Here is a 20014-nt window from a genome sequence, read left to right as displayed (position 1 = left end):
GGCTTTGCCCCGGGAAACCAGCCCGGAGGGATCATGTCCTTTGCCCGCATGCGGTTTGGGCGGCGCAGTGAAAAGCGGGCCGCCCGCCACCTGAAACGCCGAGGGTATCGAATCCTTGCCATGAATGCCGTCACCCCTTTGGGGGAGATTGATATCGTGGCCGAGGACGGAGAGACCCTTGTCTTTGTGGAGGTCAAGGCGCGAACCACCCTGTTGTTCGGCCGCCCCGAAGAGGCTGTCACCCGTTCAAAGCAGGCCACCCTGGCCCGTGCGGCCCTTTACTGGCTGAAAAGCCGCGATGCCCTTTGCCGGCCGGCTCGGTTTGATGTGGTGGCCATCATGGCCGGTGGCGGAGCCTCCAACGTCCAGGTGATTGAAAATGCCTTTCCCATCCCCATCCGATAGACAGGACGACGGTCCTGCCCTCTATATTGTCTCAACCCCCATCGGAAACTTAGAGGACATTACCCTTCGGGCGCTTCGTGTCCTGAAAGAGGTGTCCCTCATCGCCGCCGAAGACACGCGGCACACCCGCAAGCTCCTGTCCGCTTACGAGATCACAACGCGCATGATGGCCCTCCACGAGCACAATGAGGAGGAGCGCGCATCGCGCATCGTTGCCAAGATTCTGGCCGGTGAGAGCGTGGCCCTTGTCACCGATGCGGGGACGCCCTGTATTTCAGATCCCGGGTACCGGCTGGTCTCCGCGGCCACCCGTGAAGGGGTCCGCGTGGTGCCCGTTCCCGGTGCGTCTGCCCTTTTGGCTGGGCTTGCCGCCGCAGGCCTTCCCACGGATGCCTTTCATTATCAGGGCTTTCTTCCGAAAAAACAGGGCAAACGTCGTGATATCCTCACGGCCCTGGCCCCCCTGTCCCATACCTTTGTGTTGTACGAATCCCCCTCCCGCATTCAGCGGCTCCTGGGCGAGCTGGAGTCTATTCTTGGGGATCGTCCGGCGGTGCTGGCGCGGGAGTTGACCAAGCGCCATGAAGAGTTCCTCCGGGGAACCCTTTCGACCATCGCCCGTGACCTTGGCGCACGCCCCTCGGTGAAGGGCGAGTGTACCTTGATGGTGGGGGGTGCCACAGAGACCGCCGCGCCTCCGGTTGCCGATCTTGATGAAGAGGTCCGCCGGGCCCTTGAAGGCTCCGAAGAGTCGCCGTCCCGCCTTGCCAAGTCCCTTGCCAAGCGCCTGGGCCTTCCCAAGGGGGAGGTGTATGACGCGGTGGTGCGGCTCTCCGGCGATACCTGATCTTTCCGGCTCGGCCAGGACCCTGTTCAGGTAACGGGCCGTCCTTTGTTGTGGCGTCCCGCGTTCCTGTGGGGGGGATGACTTGCTTGACTGTTTCCCGTGAAGGGCCGTCTGGCTGTTGTTAGAAATCTGATTTATCAAGTTAATCAATTAAAAAGGTTGAAGATACGAGACGGCAAAATTTACCATCTGTAAAATGGTGCATTCTGCCCTTGTTGACATTCTTTTGCCCATTAGGTATAAACGCGGACCTTGTCCGAGGTGTTACCCTCTGCCATTGTTGCACATTTTCCGAATGGGCGTCAGGTCGTGGGGTTTCCCTGCGTATCCCCCTCAAGGGACAATGGCTTGACAGGATGAGGAAACAGTTAGAAAATGACACACCCCCTTTTGTTCCAGGCGAGGTGTCGCTGTCGCTAAAAGCGGCAGGGGCTCGGTTTTGAGGGCGGAGGCTGTGTGTGCCGTTCCTCTGTGTGGTTCGGTCCGTCGGGTGCCGCGTATGCGGGGTCTAAAAGGCCGGGGCGCCTGTTTTTGCAACCGCACCGATGATGTCGCCGTCCTGTCGGGGCGCGTGGTCTCGGTGAAATATCCGGGTGGCTTGATATGAAGGTTGATCATTCGTTTTTCGAGGAGGTTTCGGCCAAAAGCGGCCAGGACCTTTCCAGGTGCTTCCACTGCATGTGCTGCTCGGGCGGGTGCCCGGTGGCCCACGGCATGGATTATCTGCCCAACCAGATCCTTCGGATGATCCAGCTGGGTATGAAAAAAGAGGTTTTGGAGAGCCGGGCCATCTGGCTCTGCATCGGGTGCTACGCCTGTGTGACCGAGTGCCCCAACCGGGTGCACATCCCCTACATGATGGATGCCCTGCGCGAGATTGCCCTGACCGAGGAGGTCAAGGTGGGGGAAAAAGACATCTGGGCTTTTCACCGGGAGTTTTTGAAGCAGGTCCACAAGCGGGGCCGCATCTACGAGCTGGAATTCATGGCCCGCTACAAGCTTGCCACGGGGAACCTCTTCCAGGACGCAGCCATGGGCATGAAGATGTTTCGCCTGGGGCGGCTTGAGCTTTTGCCCAGCAGCGTGAAACACAAAGAGATCATGAAAAAAATCAGGGAGGCCTGCGATGAGTAACGCAAAGAGCACAGGTGAAAAGAGACTGCGGCGCGTGCACTACTACCCCGGCTGCTCCCTGATGTCATCGGCCCGGGATTTCGGTACCTCCCTGTTCCAGATGTTCCGGCTCATGGGGACCTGGGTGGAACCCTTGGAGGATTGGAACTGCTGCGGGGCCTCCCCGGCCCACAGCGTGAACCCCGACTATGCCACCCTCCTTGCGGGCCGGAATATTCTCCTGGCCGAGCGCCAGGGGATCGACGACCTGTACGTGGTCTGTCCGAGCTGTTTTGTGCGCCTGCGGACCGCGGAGAAAATCCTTGCCACGGACGCGAGCATGAACGCCAAGCTGGCCAAGGCCTGCGGCAGGGAGTACGAGGGCGGTGTGCGGTTGAAGTTCACCCCGGAGATCCTCTCCGATGCGCCCGTGGTGTTTGAAAAGGCCGTGGTCAACCCCCTTGAGGGGCTCCGCGGCGTCCTCTATTTCGGCTGCCTGCTGACCCGGCCCGAGTGGATCACCGGATTCGATATCCGGCCCTACGAAAAAAAGCTCAAGAGGCTGGTGAACGTTCTGGATGTGGAAACCCCGGACTGGAGTTACAGCAAGCAGTGCTGCGGCTCCCACCTGGCCGTGACCAAACCCGATATGGTGGACGGCATGGTGGACCGGATCCGGGATCATGCCCGGCGGGCCGGGGCCAACTGCATCATCGCCTTTTGCCCTCTGTGTCAGGTCAATCTGGAGCTTCGGGGCAAAGAGGTGGAGCCCCTGCCGGTCTTTTATATTTCCGAATTGATCGGCCTGGCTGCCCGGCTCCCCGGCCACGAAAACTGGGTCAAAAAGCACCTGGTGGACCCGCGCCCCCTGCTGAATTCCCTGGATCTTCTGTAGGGCGGCGAGAACTCGCCCTTGATGTCGGGCCTTTGTTTTTTTATAGTGGGCCAGTTGACGTACGGACTGCTCCGGCCGGCGGAAAGGCCGGGCATGTGCGGCAAGCGCTTTCTACCAATCGGCAAGGATAAGGCACCATGGAAAAGCAGGATAACGCAACCAATGAGGCGGCGGGACCAAAGGGCGGGCAGGAAGCCCCTCCCTTGCCCGGCATCAATTTTTCCACCTTTATTTTTTCCCTGAACTCATCGGCGCTGGTGCACCTGGGGATGATCACCGCACCCGGTGGCGGGGCCAAGGCGATCAATCTGCCCCTGGCCAAGCAGACCATCGATATCCTGGGGATGCTGGAGGCAAAGACCGCCGGCAACCTCACCGACGAGGAGATCAACCTGTTGTCCAACATGCTCCACGATCTGCGGATGATGTATGTCAAGCTCAAGGAGCAAGGAGCGTAAGTGGAACTCAAGAGTCCTGCCAAGGTGAACCTTTTTCTGCATGTGACGGGCAGGCGTGAAAACGGGTACCATGATCTCTGCTCGTTGATGTGCGGTGTCGGTTTGTACGACCGCATTGTGATCGAGCCTGCGGACACGGGGATCTCCCTTTCCTGTGACTACCCCGGGGTCCCTGAAGATGAGACCAATCTCGCCTGGCGCGCCGCCGCCCTTTTTTTTGAGGCCGCGGGCCTTGCGGGGGGCTGCCGCATTGCCATTGACAAGCGTATTCCCCCCGGTGCCGGTCTTGGCGGCGGGAGCGGGAACGCGGCAACGGTTCTCAAGGGGTTAAACTCCCTGTACGGACGTCCCTTTGATGAGGCGTCCCTGGAGAGCATGGCACTCAAGCTGGGGGCCGATGTCCCTTTTTTTATCCGATGCACCCCGGTTCTGGCCACGGGTGTGGGCGAGTGTTTTGAGGTTTTACCGGCCATCAAGCCGTATCACCTGCTAATTATCTATCCGGGCACGGGGTTATCCACGGCGGAAGTCTACAAAAATCTCAAATTGGGATTGACAAAAAGCCAAAAAAAAATTAAAAGTCGTCTGTTGAATGAAGGGGTGATCGATCCTCTCCATCACCTTCATAACGACTTGGAACCCCCTGCGCAGATGCTGTCACCGGCTGTCGGGGACGCCAGAAAGGCACTGGAGTTAGCCGGTGCGGATGGCGTGCTGATGTCCGGTAGCGGTTCGTCGGTATTCGGTCTTTTCCGTGAGCCCCAAGGGGCGCAGGCGGGGGAAACGCTGCTCATGTGCCTGAGGGAGGAAAAGCCGGAACAATATGCCGGGTGGCAGTTGTTTTTGGCTGAATTGTTGTTGACATTTTGAAAATACATTGCAGGGGCGTCGTCAAGCGGTAAGACACTGGATTTTGATTCCAGCATTCGCAGGTTCGAATCCTGCCGCCCCTGCCAAATTTATTTATACCGGCAGTGTTTCCGGGAAAACGGGAATGGAATGAACGATCTTTCCATATTTACGGGGAACTCCAATAAAGAGCTTGCCCAGAAGGTGTCCAAGTACCTTTTTAAGGACCTTGGAAGCGCGAAGGTGAATCGCTTCAGCGACGGCGAGATCCAGATTGAAATTGAGGAGAACGTACGGAAAAAGGATGTCTATCTCATCCAGTCCACATGCTCTCCCGTGAACGACAACCTTATGGAACTGCTCCTGATGATCGACGCCATGCGCCGTTCATCTGCCTCCCGCATCACGGCCGTCATTCCCTACTTCGGTTATGCGCGTCAGGATAAAAAGGTGGCGCCTAGGGTTCCGATTTCAGCCAAGCTGGTTGCCGATCTTCTTACCCACTCCGGTGCATGCCGTATCATCACCATGGACCTCCATGCCGGCCAGATCCAGGGATTCTTCAATATCCCCGTGGACAACCTCTACGCCGCACCCATCATCATTGAGCGCATCCGAGAAGACTTTGCCGGGGAAGACCTGGTGATTGTGTCTCCCGATGCCGGTGGGGTGGAGCGTGCCCGTGCTTTTGCCAAGCGTCTGGGCTGTGGCCTGGCCATCGTGGACAAGCGTCGTGACCGGCCCAATGAGGCCAAGGCCATGGCGGTTATCGGCGATGTGGAAGGCAAGACAGCGATTATCCTTGATGATATGGTTGATACTGCCGGTACGTTGACGGAGGCATCCAACGCCATCAGCGAGATGGGCGCCAAGGAAGTTCACGCATGCTGCACGCATCCGGTTCTCTCCGGACCCGCCGTGGAACGTATTGAGAAATCGGCATTGAAGAGTCTTGTGGCAACAGACACCATCCCCTTGAGTGAAGAGGCGAGGGCATGCGACAAGATCAAGGTCCTCTCCGTCGCCCCGCTGGTGGGTGAGGCCATCATTCGAAGCCATCGGGGTGACTCGGTTACAACGCTGTTTGTGTAATTACACCAATTTGAAAAATTAAGCAGGTTCTTCAGGAGGATCGATTTGGAACTTTTCGAACTTAAGACAAATATAAGGGAAACCAGAGGCAAAAACGCTGCGCGCGTTATCCGCAACGAGGGCCGGGTCCCTGCCGTAGTTTACGGTGACAACATGGACGCAGTGGCTGTGGACGTGCTTGTTGCCGACGTGGAAGAGGCCTTCAAGCAGAGCGAGACCATTCAGGTTGTCGTTAACCTGAAGGTGGGCGATGCCGAGCCCAAGGTTGCCATCATCAAGGATGTGCAGACCGACCCCACCCGCGGTGAGTTCCGTCACGTGGATTTCCAGGTGGTGGCCCTTGATAAGAAAATCAAGGCCGTTGCTCCCGTTGAGACCGTCGGCAAAGCCGCCGGCCTTGAAATGGGCGGTATCCTTCAGGTGATTCGTCGTCAGCTCGACGTTCTCTGTCTGCCCCTTTCCATCCCCACCTCCATCAAGGTGGATGTCACCGATCTGAAGATCGGCAAATCCATTCACGTGGATGAGATCAAGGTGGATGGTATTGAAATCCCCCACAACGTCAACTTCACCGTTGTCACTGTTGTACCTCCCAAGGGTGTGACTCTGGGTGAGGAAGAAGAAGGGGAAGAAGGGGAAGAAGAGGCCTAGGCCTTTTTCCCAGCCCATGGCGGCTGCGGTCGCCATGGCTGTTCCCAACGCCTGACAACAAGAGGGGCGTGCGTCCCCGGACTGAAGGCTCCTTCACTCGGCCGGAACGGCGAAAGCCATTCAACGGCTTTGACTGGAAAGGCTTTCGGTTTGTAGCTGGTTATCATTATGAGTGAATCTTCGGTCAGGCTGGTGGTGGGGCTCGGGAATCCGGGTGCCCGCTACGAGAACACACGACACAACATCGGATTTCGGGTTATTGATCGCCTGGCAGAGCGTCTCGGCATGTCGGTAACCCGATCTCGTTTTAACGCCCTGTATGCCAAAGGGCGTCATGAAGGACGGGAGGTGATTCTCGCCAAGCCCCAATCCTTTATGAACTTGAGCGGTGGCCCGGTTCGGGCGCTGGCCGATTATTTCGACGTCGAACCCGGTGAGATCCTCGTCGTTTACGATGAGATCGACCTGGTTTACGGGCGCATGAAAATTGTTGCAAAGGGCGGGCACGGCGGCCACAACGGTGTCCGATCCCTCATCGACACCCTCAAGGATCGGGAGTTTGCCCGAATCCGCATGGGCGTCGGCAGACCGGATCCGAGGATCGAGGTGAGTGACTGGGTTCTCGGCAGGTTTTCCGCCGAGGAGGCAGCATCCCTGGATTCGTTTATCGATCGGTCAGCGGATGCGGTGGATACCATTCTTTCCCGGGGATTAAAGATGGGGATGAATGCGTTTAACTGCGTGAAATAGGCTGCTTTCGATTTATCCAAGTACTGATGGAGGGGCGAATGGAAAATCTACCAATGGTGGGTATTTACGCGGGCCTCGCGGGTCTTGCCCTCCTCATCCTCCTTGCTCCCGGACGTGGGAGTCTCCGTTTCTTTCGGGTTGGCCCTTGTGCCGCCCACAGCTCAGCTCCCGCTTTGTCCATCGATTCCGGGGCTGATCGTTCTTTTTTCCGTTTCACGGGCCCGGCCCTTGCCACGGAACTTCCTTTTTTTCTCATCTGTTTACATTGTGCTTTGATCTCCGTGCTGCGCTTTTGGCCGCATTTGCCTTTTGCTTTGGTGCGATGGGTGTCGTGGATGGGTTGCTTCGTCCGTGGCGCGTCGGTTTGGCGGAAGCCTTTAAAGGGCGAGTGTGCTTTGCCGAAACCGGTGTCCGGCGTGGGTCGCCGGACGTATCTTGCTGTGATTTTATAACCTTGTGTACCCAAGGTTCGACTATATAACTATATAAGATACACGTTTAACAAGAGAAAGGAAAAATCATGAGTATTTATGTAATTGGTCACAAGATTCCTGATTCAGATTCCGTTTGTTCCCCCATTGCCCTGGCTTACCTGAAGAGCAAGCTGGGCGAAGACACCGTGGCCGCCGTTCAGGGCGATCTCAACCCCGAGACTGCTTTTATTCTCGAAAAATTCGGTGTGGCTGCCCCTGAAGTGAAGACCTCCTTTGCCGGTGAGTCTGTCTACCTTGTGGACCACTCCGACCTGGCTCAGAGCCCCGATGACCTGGGCGACGCCAAAGTACTGGGCATCGTGGATCACCACAAACTCGGCGACGTCACCACAAGCGAGCCCCTCGAGTGCTGGATCCGTCCCGTGGGCTGTACCGGAACCATCGTAAAAGAGATGTTCGATGCAAGCGGCGTTGAGGTTCCCAAGGATATCGCCGGCCTCCTGCTGTGTGCCATCCTGAGTGACACCGTCATCTTCAAGTCCCCCACCTGCACCCCCGCCGACAAAAAAGCCGTTGAGGCCCTTGCTGCCATTGCCGGCGTCGACGATGTGGTTGCCCTGGGTGTTGAGATGTTTAACGTGAAGTCCGCCGTTGCCGGTACCCCCATCCGCGATCTGGTCAAGCGTGACTACAAAGATTTCAACATGGGCGGCAAAAAAGTGGGCGTGGGCCAGCTTGAGGTTGTGGACCTGGCTATTTTTGATGACATCAAAGCCGACCTGCTCAAGGACATCAACGAACTCAAGGCCGAAGGCGATCGCCACAGCGTGCTGCTTCTCCTCACCGACATCATGAAAGAGGGGTCCGAGCTTCTTATTGCTTCCGACGACACCGCCATCATCGAAAAAGCCTTCAATGGTCAGTCTGCTGACTGCAAAATGTGGCTTGACGGCGTTCTGAGCCGTAAAAAGCAGGTTGTTCCCAACCTGGAGAAAGTGTTTGCCTAACGGGCATCTCGCTGTCTTATAGAAGGGTCCAGCCGTCCAGGTGAGGCCGGGTCCTTCCGTACGGATTGTGAAACAAAGGGCTGTCTCCCCCGGGTGGAGGCGGCCCTTTTTGTTGTAAGGGTGTCGCCTGTGGAGAGTGATTGCAGGCATGGGTGCCGAGCAAAAACAGGACCCCTCCGGTGTGAGGACACCATGTCATATATTTTTTTGATTTTTTCTGGAAGAATGGGGATCCCACAGGGAACCCGGGACAGGCAGGCCACGCAGAAACACGCCGTCTCCCTCGGGGCAGGGCGTCGGGTTGAAGCGCTTATCTTTATCGGTGAAAGAAAAACATCTTCATTTTAGTGGGTTGCTGGGGAAGATGATATCTTTGATATTGATAATGGCGCAGTGGTGTGATATATTTCTTGAGATGACGATTTACCAGTTACATTTATCCTAATTTACTATTTGACTCGACGATTGCATACGACGATTCGAATCTTCTGTCAACAGCTTTTGTTCAAATTCATCGAATTAAGCTCTTGATGCCGTCGTTTGAGCAGCAACAGGTGAGGACATGGGACATACAGATAATCTGGAGTTTCAGGTAGGTGACCTCGCGGTATATCCGGCACACGGTGTGGGACGTATCGAATCCATCGAAATCAAAGAGATCGGTGGAGAGGATATGACCTTTTACATTATGAAAGTTCTTGAAAACGGCATGGTGATCATGATCCCCACCGCCAATGTGGAGTCTGTGGGACTCCGGCGTGTGATCAAGGAAAATGAGATCCCCAAGGTCTACGAAGTGATGACCCAGAAGCGGGAGTGCGCTTTTGATAATCAGGCCTGGAACCGCCGCTACCGCGAATACATGGAAAAGATCAAAACCGGCTCCCTTTTTGACGTGGCCGAAGTCTTCCGGGATCTTTTTCTTTTGAGACTGACCAAGGACCTCTCCTTTGGGGAGCGCAAACTCCTGGACACCGCCCAGAGCCTTCTGTTGAAGGAGCTGTGCATGGCCAAGCAGACAGACGAGAAGTCCATGATGAAAGAAATCGAGTCCCTGTTCAGTGATGAAGGGATGGCAGGACCGCAACCCGAGCTGACATAAAATCCATTGACGACCATTATCGAAAGTTTGGATCAGCAAGGCGCCTGTTCCGTGACGGTATCCACCGAAGATCACGGACGGCGCCTTGATCTGTTTGTGGCAGACAAAGGGCTGGTGCTTTCACGCAGCCAGTCCGCCCAGTTTATCAAAAACGGTTTTGTCACCGTGGACGGTGAGGCAAGCAAGCCCAAGCACAAGGTGCGCCATGGGGAGTGCGTGCGGGTCGTGGTGCCTGAAACCAAGCCCCTGACCGTTGTACCCGAAGCCATCGACCTTGAGGTTATCCACGCCGACGAGGACCTGGTGGTGGTCAACAAGCAGCGAGGTCTGGTGGTGCACCCTGCCGCCGGCCACGAATCCGGGACCCTGGTCAACGCGCTGCTGCATCATTTCCCCCACATGGAAGGGATCGGCGGCGAGCTCCGTCCCGGCATTGTCCACCGCCTGGACAAGGATACCACAGGTCTTCTCGTGGTGGCCTTGAACCAGAAAACCCACCTGGAGTTGACGCGCCAGTTCAAGGAGCGAGAGGTGACCAAGCGGTACCGGGCCCTGGTGTACGGGGAGGTGCCCGAGGACCGCGGCATCATCGACCGGCCCATCGGCAGGGACCCCAGGGATCGCAAGCGCATGGGGGTCAACAGCCCCACGGGACGAGCCTCGGAGACCCATTATGCTGTGCTGGAGCGGTACCCCGGTGCCAGCCTGCTGGATGTGGACCTGAAAACAGGCCGGACCCATCAGATTCGCGTGCACACCCAGTGGCTCGGCCACCCCGTGGTGGGAGACCCGGTGTACACACGTCGAAAGGCGGATCGTGGCCTTCCCCAGGTTGCGGCTTTACGGTCTGCCATCAGGGGACTTTCCGGACAGCTTCTCCACGCCCATACCCTCTCCCTTTGCCATCCGGGCACGGGGCAGAGGATGACGTGGACAGCCCCCCTGCCTGAAGATTTCTCAGCCGTTGTTTCCCTTCTGGCCCCGTAAGGACCGAACCACGCCATCCCTTTGGGGGGCGTGGTCCGGAAGCCCTTTCCCTTCATTTTCCTCATGAATCATTCTTTGGAACCCTTCTTTTTTTTCTACGTTTTATCTCCTGAAATGCCTTGACATCTTATTGTCGCAGGACTAAGCATTAAAGAGATTTATCCGACTATGCCTAGCCCTTGATGCAAGGGACCACCCGATTTTTTTCAGAAACGCTTCGCCCCGTAAGTAGACGATGAACGACAGGTTCGGACACGTGAGGTTGGTTGACCTACGTGTCGGTATGTAACTAAGTTCGCGAGACGGTATGGAGAAACGCTTATGGAATCGACGTTGGCTGTGGACTATATCTATGTCATGTTTTTCATCCTGGGCGGGTTCATTACCGCCTTCCTTCCCTTTGTCATCGCCTGGATGCTCCGTCCAGTAACCGTCGTCACCGCACGTTCCCACCAGACCTACGAGTGCGGCATCGAACCCTTCAACCAGATGTGGGACTACCGTTTCGGCATCTCCTATTACCTCTACGCCCTGATCTTTCTGGCCTTTGACGTGGATGTTCTCTACCTCTTTCCCGTGGCCACGGTGTTCAACTCGGTGCCCGGCATGCGCGGTGCGGTGGAGCTTTTTATCTTCATCGGGATTCTCAGCCTGGCCGTGGTCTACGCCTGGAACAAAGGGGTCTTTACCTGGGAGAAGAGGAAGGCATGAAAGAGATCGAACGCTACGCCCAATACCTGCGGAATGAATCGGCCGCCGGTGCCGATACCGTGGCGGGGGGAGGCCTCCTGAATTTCCCCTTGACCCGACAGGTCCTCCAGGTCTGCCAGGCCAACTCTCTGTGGCCCATGACCTTCGGCCTGGCCTGCTGCGCCATCGAGATGATGGCCACCGGCATGGCCCGGGTGGACATGGCCCGCTACGGGGCCGAAGTGTTTCGGCCATCGGCCCGCCAGTGCGACCTGCTCATCGTGTCGGGCACCGTGACCAAGAAGATGGCACCGGCCCTTATGACCCTCTATGAGCAGATGCCCGCCCCGAAATGGGTCATTGCCATGGGCAACTGCGCCATCTCCGGCGGCCCCTTCAAGGTGGAAGAGAACTACAGCGTCATTGAAGGGGTGGATACCCTGATTCCCGTGGATATCTATATTCCGGGGTGCCCCCCCCGACCCGAGGCCCTCATCGAGGGGATCCTGAAACTCCAGGAGAAGATCGCCGGAAAACGGCACCCCTGGCCCCAGCGGAAAATGAAGAAAGAGACAAAAATTCATCCCATTGACTGAATCTGCGACGCACCGTTGGTGCGCCGCGATCTGTGAGGTGCAGCGTGAAGGCAGGTGACGCGGTGTTGACACTGACGGAGGCGGGATTTTCCGCAGAATCCTCAGATCCCCATGGGACCGGGTTCCATGTCCTGGTGACCCTTGAGTCAGGCCAGGTGCGGGCCTTTGCCGGGTGGCTTCTGGACGAAGGCTTCTTTATTGATTTCGTCACCGCCGTGGACGCCTCTCCCGCCCTTCAGGTGATCTATCAGTTCGCCCACTACGATGGCCCCTGCCGGATCAACGCCAGGGCCCCTTTGCCCCCATCAGGGGCCGTAGACACCATCAGTGATATCTATCAGGGGGCGGACTGGCACGAACGGGAAACCCGGGATTTTTTCGGTGTCGTTTTCTCCGGCCACCACAACCTAGTGCCCCTGATCCTCTGCGATGAGGACAAAGACCTGAAACCCCTTCTTAAATCTGAAGCAAAGCGAAAAGCCACAGACGACATCGGATGGGGGTAGCCCGCCACACGGCGCATGGGCAGCCCTCCGCGTGAATCGCCACACCAAGATGGAGCAGCCATGGTAACCAAGCTCGAAAAGATCGCCGGTCCCAAGCACCGGTTCCTGCTCAACATGGGACCCCAGCACCCCAGCACCCACGGGGTCCTGCGTGTGGTGCTGGAGATGGACGGCGAATACGCCATGGCCCTGGACCCGGTTCTGGGGTACGGGCACCGCATGCACGAAAAAATGGCCGAAGGGCGCCCCTACAACGGTTTTTACCCCAACACCGGACGCATGGATTACCTGGGGGCGATTCTTTTCAACCACGGGTATGTGGGGCTGCTGGAGCGGATGTGCGGGGTTGCCGTTCCCGAGCGGGCCGAGTACGTGCGGGTGATTACCTCAGAGCTCAACCGCATTGCCAGCCACCTGGTGGGCATCGGGGCTTACGTCCTGGACCTGGGGGCCTTTACCCCCATTTTGTACACCTTCGACGACCGCGAGAAGATCCTCGATATCCTGGAAGAGATCACGGGCTCTCGCCTGACCTACTGCTATCTTCGCGTGGGGGGGGGTGACCAAGGACATCGACGACACCTTCATCCGACGGACCCGGGCCTTCATTGACCGCATGCGATCGCGGCTCCCCATGTACCGGAAACTGGTCACCGACAACATCATCTTTTTGAAACGGACCAAGGGCATCGGCATCATCGACCGGAGCATGGCGCTGCGCTACGGTGTCACGGGGCCCGTGCTCCGAGGTTCGGGCATTGCCTACGACGTGCGCAAGAGCGAGCCGTACTCCATTTACGATCGCTTTGACTTTGAGGTTCCCACCGGAGACTGCGGCGACTCGTTTGATCGGTATATTGTCAGGATCCGGGAAGTCGAACAGAGCCTTCGCATCATCGAACAGGCCCTGAACGGGTTACCCGACGGGCCCGTCATGGAAAAAACCAAAAAGCTGAAGCTCCCGGCCGGTGCCTGCAATTTCACGGTGGAGGCCGCCCGGGGCTCCCTCTCGTACTATCTCGTGGGCGACGGCAGCGATACCCCCTATCGCCTCAAGGTCAGGGTGCCTTCCTACAGCAACTTGAGCCCCCTGCCCGAACTCTGCAAAGGGATGCTCCTCTCGGACCTGGTGACGGCCATGGGGAGCCTGGACCTGGTGATCCCGGAAATCGACAGGTGACTATGGACACGATGCAATTCTCTTTCGGCGACGTGATGCGACTGGTGACGGCGTTTGTGCTGCTCATCTCCCTGGTGTTTATCAATGCGCTGGTCATGGGCTACCTGGAGCGCAAGGTGGCGGCCAGGATCCAGCGGCGCTGGGGACCCATGGAGGTGGGCGTCCAGGGATGGCTCCAGATGGTCATCGACGGCGTCAAGATCATCGCCAAACAGCTCATCGTTCCCAGGGACGCCGACCGCACCATCTTTCGCGTGGCTCCCCTTCTCTCCTTTACCCCGGTGGTGCTCCCCTTTCTTGTGCTGCCCTTTTCCAAGAGCCTGGTGGGCAGGGACATCAACCTGGGGCTCATCTTTGTGCTGGCGGCCTCCTCCATCAACGTTCTCTCCATCTTCGTTGCGGGCTGGGCCTCCAACAACAAATACTCCCTTTTCGGTGCGGTGCGATCGGTTTCCCAGAATATTGCCTACGAGATTCCCATCCTGCTCTCCCTGCTCTCGGTGGTGCTCATCACCAACACCTTCAGCATGCAGGGCATCGTGGCCGCCCAGGGCACGGTCTGGTTTGTCCTGGTCCAGCCCGTGGCCTGCCTCATCTACCTGATCTCGGCCACGGCCGAGACCAACCGGGCCCCCTTTGACCTGCCCGAGGCCGAAAGTGAACTCACCGCCGGATACCACACCGAGTACAGCGGGTTCGGGTTCTCCCTGTTCATGATCGCCGAGTACGGCAACATGTTCATCGTCTGCGCCGTGGCCACGGTGCTCTTTTTCGGCGGGTGGCACGGCCCCTTCAGCGGAGAGTACTTAGGTGCCCTCTGGTTTCTCCTGAAGGTGTTCCTCCTGATGCTCACCATGGTCTGGGTCCGGTGGACCTATCCCAGGGTGCGGTTCGATCAGCTCATGAACCTCGCCTGGAAATACCTGATCCCCTTTTCCCTGGGGAACCTTCTTTTAACCGCTTTGATTGTGGCGTGCCTATGAGTGGATACTTCAGTGATCTGATAACCGGAAGCAAGAGCCTTTTGTCGGGCCTGGGGGTCACCTTTAAAGCCATGGTCTCTCCCGTGGTGACGGTGCAGTACCCACGGGAAAAGATCGACGTGACCCCGGCCATCAGGGGCCACATCGACCTGGTGAAGGATGAGGGCACAGGGGCCCACCGGTGCATTGTCTGCCTCTCCTGCATGAAGATCTGCCCCTGCCAGTGCATCACCGTGGAAGGGGAGAAGCAGGAGGGAGTCAAGGGCAAGGTGCTGACCCTTTTTACCCTGGATTTTACCAAGTGCAGCCTCTGCGGCCTCTGCGTGGAGTCCTGCAGGCCCCGGGCCATCGATTTTTGCAGCGAGTACGAGCTGGCAGGGTTCTCCCGGGAGGAGTTCTTCTATGATCTCCTGAAACGCGTAAAGGAGCGGGCATGAATGTGTTGATGGATCTCCTCTTTTTCGGCTTTGTCGTGCTGACCATGGCAGGAGCCATACTGGCCGTAAGGGCCGGGGTGCTCATGCACGCCGTCTTGGGCCTGGCCGTCTCCCTTCTCGGGGTGGCCGGTCTGTACCTCTACCTGGGGAGCCCTTTTCTCACCCTTATGCAGGTGCTCATCTATGTGGGAGCCATCTGCGTGGTGCTGGTCTTTGGCATCATGGTGGGCTACACCCCCAATGAGGTGGCTGAAAAGGTGCCCATGGGTCGCTACGCCTTTCTGGGCCTTGTGGCCTCCGGGGCCGCCGCCTTCTTCCTCATGGTGATGGTCATCGGGCGCACAGACTGGGCCTCGGCAGCACAACGGCTGGGAGACTTTTCCATCGAGCATGTGGGCAGGGGCCTGCTTTTCACCTGGTGCCTTGCCTTTGAAATGATCTCCGTGGTGCTTCTGGTGGCCATCGTGGGGGCCATCATCCTGGCCCGGGGCGGGCGCGAGGAGGTGGGGTCATGAGCTTTCACACCACCCTGGACACCTACCTGATTCTGGCCCTCTTTCTCCTGATGATGGGCATCTACGGCATGATCCGCCACAAGACCTTCATCGGCATGCTGATTTCTACGGAGCTGGTCTTGAACGGCGCGGGCCTCAACTTCATGGCCTTCAATAAATTCCTGGCTCCGGACCCCGCCGTGGGTCAGATCTTTACCCTTTTTATTATGGGCATCGCCGCCGCCGAAGCCGCCATCGCCATCAGCTTTATCCTGGCGGTCTACAGAAAGTTCTCCACCGGCGACCCCAGGGACGTGACCGACCTGAAGGGGTAGTTGATAAAAAAATGCTTTCTATGGTTAAAGTCCGATGAACCACAGGGTCAAAAGGGATAAAAAAACAAAAGCGATGCCTCCGGCGGCGAGGTGTGCCACCTCGAAAGCAGGTTGCGAATGCGCTTTCCCCTTCGTTCCTCAGGGAAAATCACATTCGCTATTGATTCAGATTAAACCGAATCTGTTTTTTAAAACTTGTTTATTAAACTTTTTAAACGTTTAGCCCCCGGCAGGGCCGCCGGAGGCATCTTTAACCGCACTGCCTCCGGCGGCAAGGGTGGCGAAGCCACGGTAGCGAAAAACACCTTGAAACCCTATGGCGAATGCATACTAAGGCATTCGCGAGATATGTGGCATGTGGCAACCGTCTTTGCAGGAGAGACCCATTTTATTCTTCTATAAACACGATGAAGGATATTTGGGATTGGCCATACGTTCACCGGTTTTAGTGTGTTGCATAATCGTCGATTTTTTTCACGGGCGCAGCCCGTCAGCGAATGCGATCGGTCCGAGGAACGAGGGTCGGGAGCATTCGCAACCTGGGGTCCAGGGGATCATCCCCTGGCCGCCGGAGGCTCGCTTTTAAACCTTTGAACCCAACATTGACCCGACAAGGCTGATTGAGATGATTGAGACGACCCCCGGTATGTTGATAGTCACCGCTGTCATTCCCATGGTGGCGGCCTTTCTGGTGATGATCTCGGGCAGGCGGCCCAACCTCCGCGAGGCGTGGTCGGTGGTGGGGGCGGTGCTGACCTTTGCCTCGGTGGTGAACCTGGCGCCGAAGGTGCTGGCAGGGGAGGTTCTTACCTATACCTATGCGCAGATTCTGCCCGGGGTGGGGGTGACCTTGAAGCTCGATGGCCTGGGGCTTATTTTTGCGGGCACCTCGTCCTTTCTCTGGATCCTGGCGGCCTTTTACTGCGTGGGGTACATGCGGGGCCTTGAGGAACATGCCCAGACCCGGTTTTACGTCTGCTATGCGGCGGCCGTGGGAGCGGCCATGGGCGCGGCCTTTGCCGGGAACCTGTTTACTCTCTACCTCTTTTACGAGATCGTTTCGGTGGTCACCTATCCTCTGGTAATGCACCACCAGGACGAAGAGGGTTACGAAGGGGGGAAGAAATACCTCATCTATCTCTTTTTTACCTCCAAGGCTTTTCTCCTCACCGGCATGGTACTGGTCTACCTCACGGCCGGAACCCTTGATTTCGGGTCCGGCATCATGGACGGGATTTTTCCGGCGGGGACCGGCAAGGTTCTGGTGGTGTCGAGTTTTCTTCTCTTTCTCTTCGGGTTTGCCAAGTCCGGGGTCATGCCCTTCCACAACTGGCTGCCCTCGGCCATGGTGGCCCCCACCCCGGTGTCGGCCCTGCTCCACGCTGTGGTGGTGGTCAAGGTCGGGGTCTTTTCCACGGCCCGGGTCATGCTTTCGGTTTACGGTGTGAACCTTCTCCACAGTACGGGACTCGGGCTTTTCACCGCCTATTTTGTCAGCTTTACCATCCTCTGCGCCTCGGTCATCGCCCTGACGAAAACCAACCTCAAGGCCCGCCTTGCCTACTCCACGGTGAGCCAGCTCTCCTATATCCTCCTGGGCGTGGCCCTTCTGACCCCCACCGGGGTGACGGGGGGCCTCGTGCACATCACCAACCACGCTTTTTCCAAGATCACGCTCTTCTTCTGCGCCGGGGCCATCTTCGTGGTCTCCGGCAAGAGCGATATCCGTGAGATGGGCGGGCTGGGGTACCGCATGCCCTGGACCATGGGGGCCTTTGCCCTGGCGTCCCTTTCCATGATCGGGGTGCCGCCGGTGAGCGGGTTTGTGAGCAAGTGGTACCTCGCCCTGGGCACCATGGAGATCCACAACTGGATATTACTCACCGTGCTCCTGGTGAGCAGCCTGCTCAATGCGGGGTACTTCGTACCGGTGGTGATCAAGGCCTTTTACGGCGCGCCACTGCCCGAAGACGAAGGCAAGACCGGAAGCCTGGAGAAGACGCCCCTGGCCCGTTTCATGGTGGTGCCCTTAACGGTCACCGCCATCTTCTCGGTGCTGTTCGGGCTCTATCCTGATCTTTTTTTCAAAATTATCTCGGTGCTGGATACGGGATTTTTTACCGGGTTAACACAGGCGACAGCGGGGTTGTGATGGTAAAAATCATAGGATTTCTAAGGGCGCGGTCCGGGCTTCTTACCTGGCTCTTTTTTCTCTGGCTGGGGTTTACCGTTCTTTTTGACGTAACGGTTTCCCGCCACGACCCCCATTTTTTCGGGGACACCGTCATCGGGTTCTGGTCGGCCTTCGGGTTTTTGGGCTGCCTTGCCATGGCGGTTGTCTGCAAGGGGATCTATCACCTCTGGCTGATGCAGGATGAGGACTACTATGACAAGTCATGAGCTGTTTATGCACCCGACCACCTGGTTCTTTCTGGCGGCGGTGTTGATGCCTCTTTTCAAGCGAATTCACCCCGTGCTCATGAAGCTGGTGCTGGTGGGGGTGCCTGCCCTTTCCATTGTGTTGATCTACCAACTCCCGGAAAGCTTCGGCACGGTGAACTGGATGGGGTTTGACCTTGTTTTCGGGCGGGTGGACAAGCTGACCTTTGTCTTTTTGAATGTCTTTACCCTCATGGCCCTTATCGGGGGTTTTTACAGCCTGCACGTCAAAGAGAGCGGTCACCACACCGCCGCCTTTCTCTACGTGGCGGGCTCCCTCGGGGTGACCCTCTGCGGGGATTACCTCACCCTTTTTGTTTTCTGGGAGCTCATGGCCTTTGCCTCCACCTTCCTCGTCTGGTACCGCAAAAAGAAAAAATCCGTTGAGGCGGGGTTTCGCTACCTGCTGGTGCACACCGCAGGGGGGCTGGTGCTGCTGGCGGGGATTTTCTTGCGCTACCAAAACGTGGGCCTCGAAGGGCTCGCCTTTGAGCAGATTGCACGGGACGGGGCCACCCTGGCCGACTACCTCATCATGGTGGGGTTCATGTTAAACGCCGCTGTTCCGCCCATCCACGCCTGGCTCCCCGATGCCTATCCCGAGGCCACCGTGGCAGGGGCTGTCTTCATGTGCGCCTTTACCACCAAGACAGCCGTCTATGTCCTGGCCCGGGCCTTTCCCGGGTTCGAGGCCCTGGCCATCCTGGGGGCCGTCATGACCCTCTACGGCGTCGCCTACGCCGTCATCGAAAACGACGCCAGGCGGATTCTCGCGTATCACATCGTCAGCCAGGTGGGCTACATGGTGTGCGGGATCGGCATCGGAACCGCCATGAGCATCAACGGTGCCTGCGCCCACGCCTACGCCCATATTCTCTATAAGGCCCTTCTCTTCATGGGGGTGGGGGCCGTCCTGGAGATGACCGGAAAATCCAAGCTCAGCGAGCTGGGGGGCATGTGGAAGCACATGCCCTGGGCCATGGTCTTTACGGTCATCGGCGGTATTTCCATCTCGGGCTTTCCCCTGACCAGCGGCTTTGTGAGCAAATCCATGATCATCGCAGGGGCGGGGGAGGCCCATCGACCCGTGCTGCTGGTGATGCTCACCCTGGCCTCGGTGGGGACCTTCCTCTCCGTGGGCATCAAGTTGCCCTACTATATCTGGTTCGGCAAAGACTCCGGCGTGGAAGGGCACGAGGCCCCCTGGAACATGAACCTGGCCATGGCCGTCGCCGCCTTCTTTTGCTTCTTTCTGGGCTTCGGGCCGGGTACCCGCTGGCTTTACCAGATGCTTCCCTTTGGCGTGGGGTACCACCCCTACAGCGCCTACCACCTCTCCGAGACGTTTCAGATTTTAAGCTTCACGGGGCTCGGCTTCTACCTCATGGTCAGGAAACTGACCCCCGAAGACCACATGAGCCTGGACCTCGACTGGTTCTACCGGAAAGGGGCCCGTGTCTTTATGTGGGTGGCGTCAAAACCCGTCCACGCCTTCAACGAATGGATGGACAACGTCTACCGCACCATGGGCACCCCCCTTTCCATGGCTTTAGCCCGAGCTTTTTCCTGGTTCGACAAAGAGGGGATCGATTTTACCATCGACGGGTCCGCACGGCAGGTGGTGGAAGGCGGCAACAAACTACGGCAGGTCCAGACCGGTCAGGTCCAGCAGTACATCGGCAGCGCCGTGGCCGCCATCTTCGTGATCCTGGCCGCCGTGGTTTTTTTTGTGTAGCTGGCCTTTGATGGCCAAAAAGCAAAAAG

24 protein-coding genes and 1 tRNA gene are annotated in these 20014 nt (G+C 57.7%); all 25 read left to right on the top strand.

Annotation, left to right across the window (positions count from 1 at the left end; genetic code table 11):
* The first annotated feature begins 33 nt into the window (after positions 1-33).
* The gene (locus BLQ12_RS14675; RefSeq protein ID WP_092211415.1) at positions 34-405 is read left to right on the top strand and encodes a YraN family protein; all 372 of its coding nucleotides are present in this window, start codon (positions 34-36) and stop codon (positions 403-405) included.
* The gene (gene rsmI / locus BLQ12_RS14670; protein ID WP_092211414.1) at positions 380-1252 is read left to right on the top strand and encodes a 16S rRNA (cytidine(1402)-2'-O)-methyltransferase; all 873 of its coding nucleotides are present in this window, start codon (positions 380-382) and stop codon (positions 1250-1252) included. The genes BLQ12_RS14675 and rsmI overlap by 26 nt, the downstream gene beginning before the upstream one ends.
* 603 nt (positions 1253-1855) lie before the next feature.
* Complete coding sequence (locus tag BLQ12_RS14665) at positions 1856-2386, top strand: 4Fe-4S dicluster domain-containing protein (protein ID WP_092211413.1); 531 nt, start codon at positions 1856-1858, stop codon at positions 2384-2386.
* Complete coding sequence (locus BLQ12_RS14660; protein ID WP_092211412.1) at positions 2379-3260, top strand: heterodisulfide reductase-related iron-sulfur binding cluster; 882 nt, start codon at positions 2379-2381, stop codon at positions 3258-3260. The genes BLQ12_RS14665 and BLQ12_RS14660 overlap by 8 nt, the downstream gene beginning before the upstream one ends.
* A 137-nt stretch (positions 3261-3397) precedes the next feature.
* On the top strand, positions 3398-3718 hold the full coding sequence (locus BLQ12_RS14655) for a DUF1844 domain-containing protein (RefSeq protein ID WP_092211411.1): 321 nt from the start codon (positions 3398-3400) through the stop codon (positions 3716-3718).
* Positions 3719-4588 carry a 4-(cytidine 5'-diphospho)-2-C-methyl-D-erythritol kinase gene (gene ispE, locus BLQ12_RS14650; RefSeq protein WP_092211410.1) on the top strand — a complete coding sequence of 290 codons (870 nt, stop codon included), beginning with the start codon at positions 3719-3721 and terminating at the stop codon, positions 4586-4588.
* Positions 4589-4599: 11 nt separating this feature from the next.
* Positions 4600-4674: transfer RNA gene (locus BLQ12_RS14645), tRNA-Gln, on the top strand.
* 43 nt (positions 4675-4717) lie between these two features.
* Complete coding sequence (locus tag BLQ12_RS14640; RefSeq protein WP_092211409.1) at positions 4718-5659, top strand: ribose-phosphate diphosphokinase; 942 nt, start codon at positions 4718-4720, stop codon at positions 5657-5659.
* Between the two features lie 45 nt (positions 5660-5704).
* Positions 5705-6310 carry a 50S ribosomal protein L25 gene (locus tag BLQ12_RS14635; RefSeq protein ID WP_175469826.1) on the top strand — a complete coding sequence of 202 codons (606 nt, stop codon included), beginning with the start codon at positions 5705-5707 and terminating at the stop codon, positions 6308-6310.
* Positions 6311-6478: 168 nt separating this feature from the next.
* Positions 6479-7060 (top strand): aminoacyl-tRNA hydrolase, encoded by a 582-nt coding sequence (pth, locus tag BLQ12_RS14630; protein WP_092211407.1) that lies wholly within the window; start codon positions 6479-6481, stop codon positions 7058-7060.
* A 520-nt stretch (positions 7061-7580) separates the two neighbouring features.
* On the top strand, positions 7581-8501 hold the full coding sequence (locus BLQ12_RS14620; RefSeq protein ID WP_092211405.1) for a manganese-dependent inorganic pyrophosphatase: 921 nt from the start codon (positions 7581-7583) through the stop codon (positions 8499-8501).
* Between the two features lie 562 nt (positions 8502-9063).
* Positions 9064-9603, top strand: coding sequence for a CarD family transcriptional regulator (locus tag BLQ12_RS14615; protein WP_092211404.1), 540 nt, complete (start codon positions 9064-9066; stop codon positions 9601-9603).
* Positions 9604-9654: 51 nt separating this feature from the next.
* The gene (locus BLQ12_RS14610; RefSeq protein ID WP_217640321.1) at positions 9655-10590 is read left to right on the top strand and encodes an RluA family pseudouridine synthase; all 936 of its coding nucleotides are present in this window, start codon (positions 9655-9657) and stop codon (positions 10588-10590) included.
* Positions 10591-10911: 321 nt separating this feature from the next.
* On the top strand, positions 10912-11301 hold the full coding sequence (locus BLQ12_RS14605; protein WP_092211403.1) for an NADH-quinone oxidoreductase subunit A: 390 nt from the start codon (positions 10912-10914) through the stop codon (positions 11299-11301).
* Complete coding sequence (locus BLQ12_RS14600) at positions 11298-11876, top strand: NADH-quinone oxidoreductase subunit B (RefSeq protein ID WP_092211402.1); 579 nt, start codon at positions 11298-11300, stop codon at positions 11874-11876. Before BLQ12_RS14605 ends, BLQ12_RS14600 begins: the two co-directional genes overlap by 4 nt.
* A gap of 62 nt (positions 11877-11938) precedes the next feature.
* On the top strand, positions 11939-12382 hold the full coding sequence (locus BLQ12_RS14595) for an NADH-quinone oxidoreductase subunit C (RefSeq protein ID WP_092211401.1): 444 nt from the start codon (positions 11939-11941) through the stop codon (positions 12380-12382).
* Between the two features lie 60 nt (positions 12383-12442).
* The gene (locus BLQ12_RS28040) at positions 12443-12994 is read left to right on the top strand and encodes an NADH-quinone oxidoreductase subunit D-related protein (protein ID WP_254782058.1); all 552 of its coding nucleotides are present in this window, start codon (positions 12443-12445) and stop codon (positions 12992-12994) included.
* Positions 12942-13562: an NADH-quinone oxidoreductase subunit D-related protein gene (locus tag BLQ12_RS28035; protein ID WP_254782057.1), complete on the top strand. Its 621-nt coding sequence runs from the start codon at positions 12942-12944 to the stop codon at positions 13560-13562. The genes BLQ12_RS28040 and BLQ12_RS28035 overlap by 53 nt, the downstream gene beginning before the upstream one ends.
* Before the next feature lie 2 nt (positions 13563-13564).
* On the top strand, positions 13565-14545 hold the full coding sequence (gene nuoH / locus BLQ12_RS14585; protein ID WP_092211400.1) for an NADH-quinone oxidoreductase subunit NuoH: 981 nt from the start codon (positions 13565-13567) through the stop codon (positions 14543-14545).
* On the top strand, positions 14542-14982 hold the full coding sequence (locus tag BLQ12_RS14580) for a NuoI/complex I 23 kDa subunit family protein (RefSeq protein ID WP_092211399.1): 441 nt from the start codon (positions 14542-14544) through the stop codon (positions 14980-14982). Before nuoH ends, BLQ12_RS14580 begins: the two co-directional genes overlap by 4 nt.
* Positions 14979-15497, top strand: a complete 519-nt coding sequence (locus BLQ12_RS14575) for an NADH-quinone oxidoreductase subunit J family protein (RefSeq protein ID WP_092211398.1) — start codon at positions 14979-14981, stop codon at positions 15495-15497. Before BLQ12_RS14580 ends, BLQ12_RS14575 begins: the two co-directional genes overlap by 4 nt.
* On the top strand, positions 15494-15811 hold the full coding sequence (gene nuoK / locus BLQ12_RS14570) for an NADH-quinone oxidoreductase subunit NuoK (RefSeq protein ID WP_092211397.1): 318 nt from the start codon (positions 15494-15496) through the stop codon (positions 15809-15811). The genes BLQ12_RS14575 and nuoK overlap by 4 nt, the downstream gene beginning before the upstream one ends.
* 625 nt (positions 15812-16436) lie before the next feature.
* Positions 16437-17963 carry a monovalent cation/H+ antiporter subunit D family protein gene (locus BLQ12_RS14565; protein ID WP_092211396.1) on the top strand — a complete coding sequence of 509 codons (1527 nt, stop codon included), beginning with the start codon at positions 16437-16439 and terminating at the stop codon, positions 17961-17963.
* Complete coding sequence (locus BLQ12_RS14560; RefSeq protein WP_092211395.1) at positions 17963-18211, top strand: hypothetical protein; 249 nt, start codon at positions 17963-17965, stop codon at positions 18209-18211. Before BLQ12_RS14565 ends, BLQ12_RS14560 begins: the two co-directional genes overlap by 1 nt.
* On the top strand, positions 18198-19985 hold the full coding sequence (locus tag BLQ12_RS14555; RefSeq protein ID WP_092211394.1) for a Na(+)/H(+) antiporter subunit D: 1788 nt from the start codon (positions 18198-18200) through the stop codon (positions 19983-19985). Before BLQ12_RS14560 ends, BLQ12_RS14555 begins: the two co-directional genes overlap by 14 nt.
* The last annotated feature ends 29 nt before the right edge of the window (positions 19986-20014 follow it).

This window comes from Desulfoluna spongiiphila (assembly GCF_900101345.1).
Lineage (GTDB): Bacteria > Desulfobacterota > Desulfobacteria > Desulfobacterales > Desulfolunaceae > Desulfoluna > Desulfoluna spongiiphila.
The sequence above is the reverse complement of the archived record's forward strand: the minus strand, read 5'-3'. Positions and strand labels throughout refer to the sequence as shown.

Bases quoted from the DNA above. Each gene is read 5' to 3' on its own strand.
- BLQ12_RS14675 (WP_092211415.1), top strand. From the start codon at position 34: ATGTCCTTTGCCCGCATGCGGTTTGGGCGGCGCAGTGAAAAGCGGGCC.
- rsmI (WP_092211414.1), top strand. From the start codon at position 380: ATGCCTTTCCCATCCCCATCCGATAGACAGGACGACGGTCCTGCCCTC.
- BLQ12_RS14665 (WP_092211413.1), top strand. From the start codon at position 1,856: ATGAAGGTTGATCATTCGTTTTTCGAGGAGGTTTCGGCCAAAAGCGGC.
- BLQ12_RS14660 (WP_092211412.1), top strand. From the start codon at position 2,379: ATGAGTAACGCAAAGAGCACAGGTGAAAAGAGACTGCGGCGCGTGCAC.
- BLQ12_RS14655 (WP_092211411.1), top strand. From the start codon at position 3,398: ATGGAAAAGCAGGATAACGCAACCAATGAGGCGGCGGGACCAAAGGGC.
- BLQ12_RS14640 (WP_092211409.1), top strand. From the start codon at position 4,718: ATGAACGATCTTTCCATATTTACGGGGAACTCCAATAAAGAGCTTGCC.
- pth (WP_092211407.1), top strand. From the start codon at position 6,479: ATGAGTGAATCTTCGGTCAGGCTGGTGGTGGGGCTCGGGAATCCGGGT.
- BLQ12_RS14620 (WP_092211405.1), top strand. From the start codon at position 7,581: ATGAGTATTTATGTAATTGGTCACAAGATTCCTGATTCAGATTCCGTT.
- BLQ12_RS14615 (WP_092211404.1), top strand. From the start codon at position 9,064: ATGGGACATACAGATAATCTGGAGTTTCAGGTAGGTGACCTCGCGGTA.
- BLQ12_RS14605 (WP_092211403.1), top strand. From the start codon at position 10,912: ATGGAATCGACGTTGGCTGTGGACTATATCTATGTCATGTTTTTCATC.
- BLQ12_RS14600 (WP_092211402.1), top strand. From the start codon at position 11,298: ATGAAAGAGATCGAACGCTACGCCCAATACCTGCGGAATGAATCGGCC.
- BLQ12_RS28040 (WP_254782058.1), top strand. From the start codon at position 12,443: ATGGTAACCAAGCTCGAAAAGATCGCCGGTCCCAAGCACCGGTTCCTG.
- nuoH (WP_092211400.1), top strand. From the start codon at position 13,565: ATGGACACGATGCAATTCTCTTTCGGCGACGTGATGCGACTGGTGACG.
- BLQ12_RS14580 (WP_092211399.1), top strand. From the start codon at position 14,542: ATGAGTGGATACTTCAGTGATCTGATAACCGGAAGCAAGAGCCTTTTG.
- BLQ12_RS14575 (WP_092211398.1), top strand. From the start codon at position 14,979: ATGAATGTGTTGATGGATCTCCTCTTTTTCGGCTTTGTCGTGCTGACC.
- nuoK (WP_092211397.1), top strand. From the start codon at position 15,494: ATGAGCTTTCACACCACCCTGGACACCTACCTGATTCTGGCCCTCTTT.
- BLQ12_RS14565 (WP_092211396.1), top strand. From the start codon at position 16,437: ATGATTGAGACGACCCCCGGTATGTTGATAGTCACCGCTGTCATTCCC.
- BLQ12_RS14560 (WP_092211395.1), top strand. From the start codon at position 17,963: ATGGTAAAAATCATAGGATTTCTAAGGGCGCGGTCCGGGCTTCTTACC.
- BLQ12_RS14555 (WP_092211394.1), top strand. From the start codon at position 18,198: ATGACAAGTCATGAGCTGTTTATGCACCCGACCACCTGGTTCTTTCTG.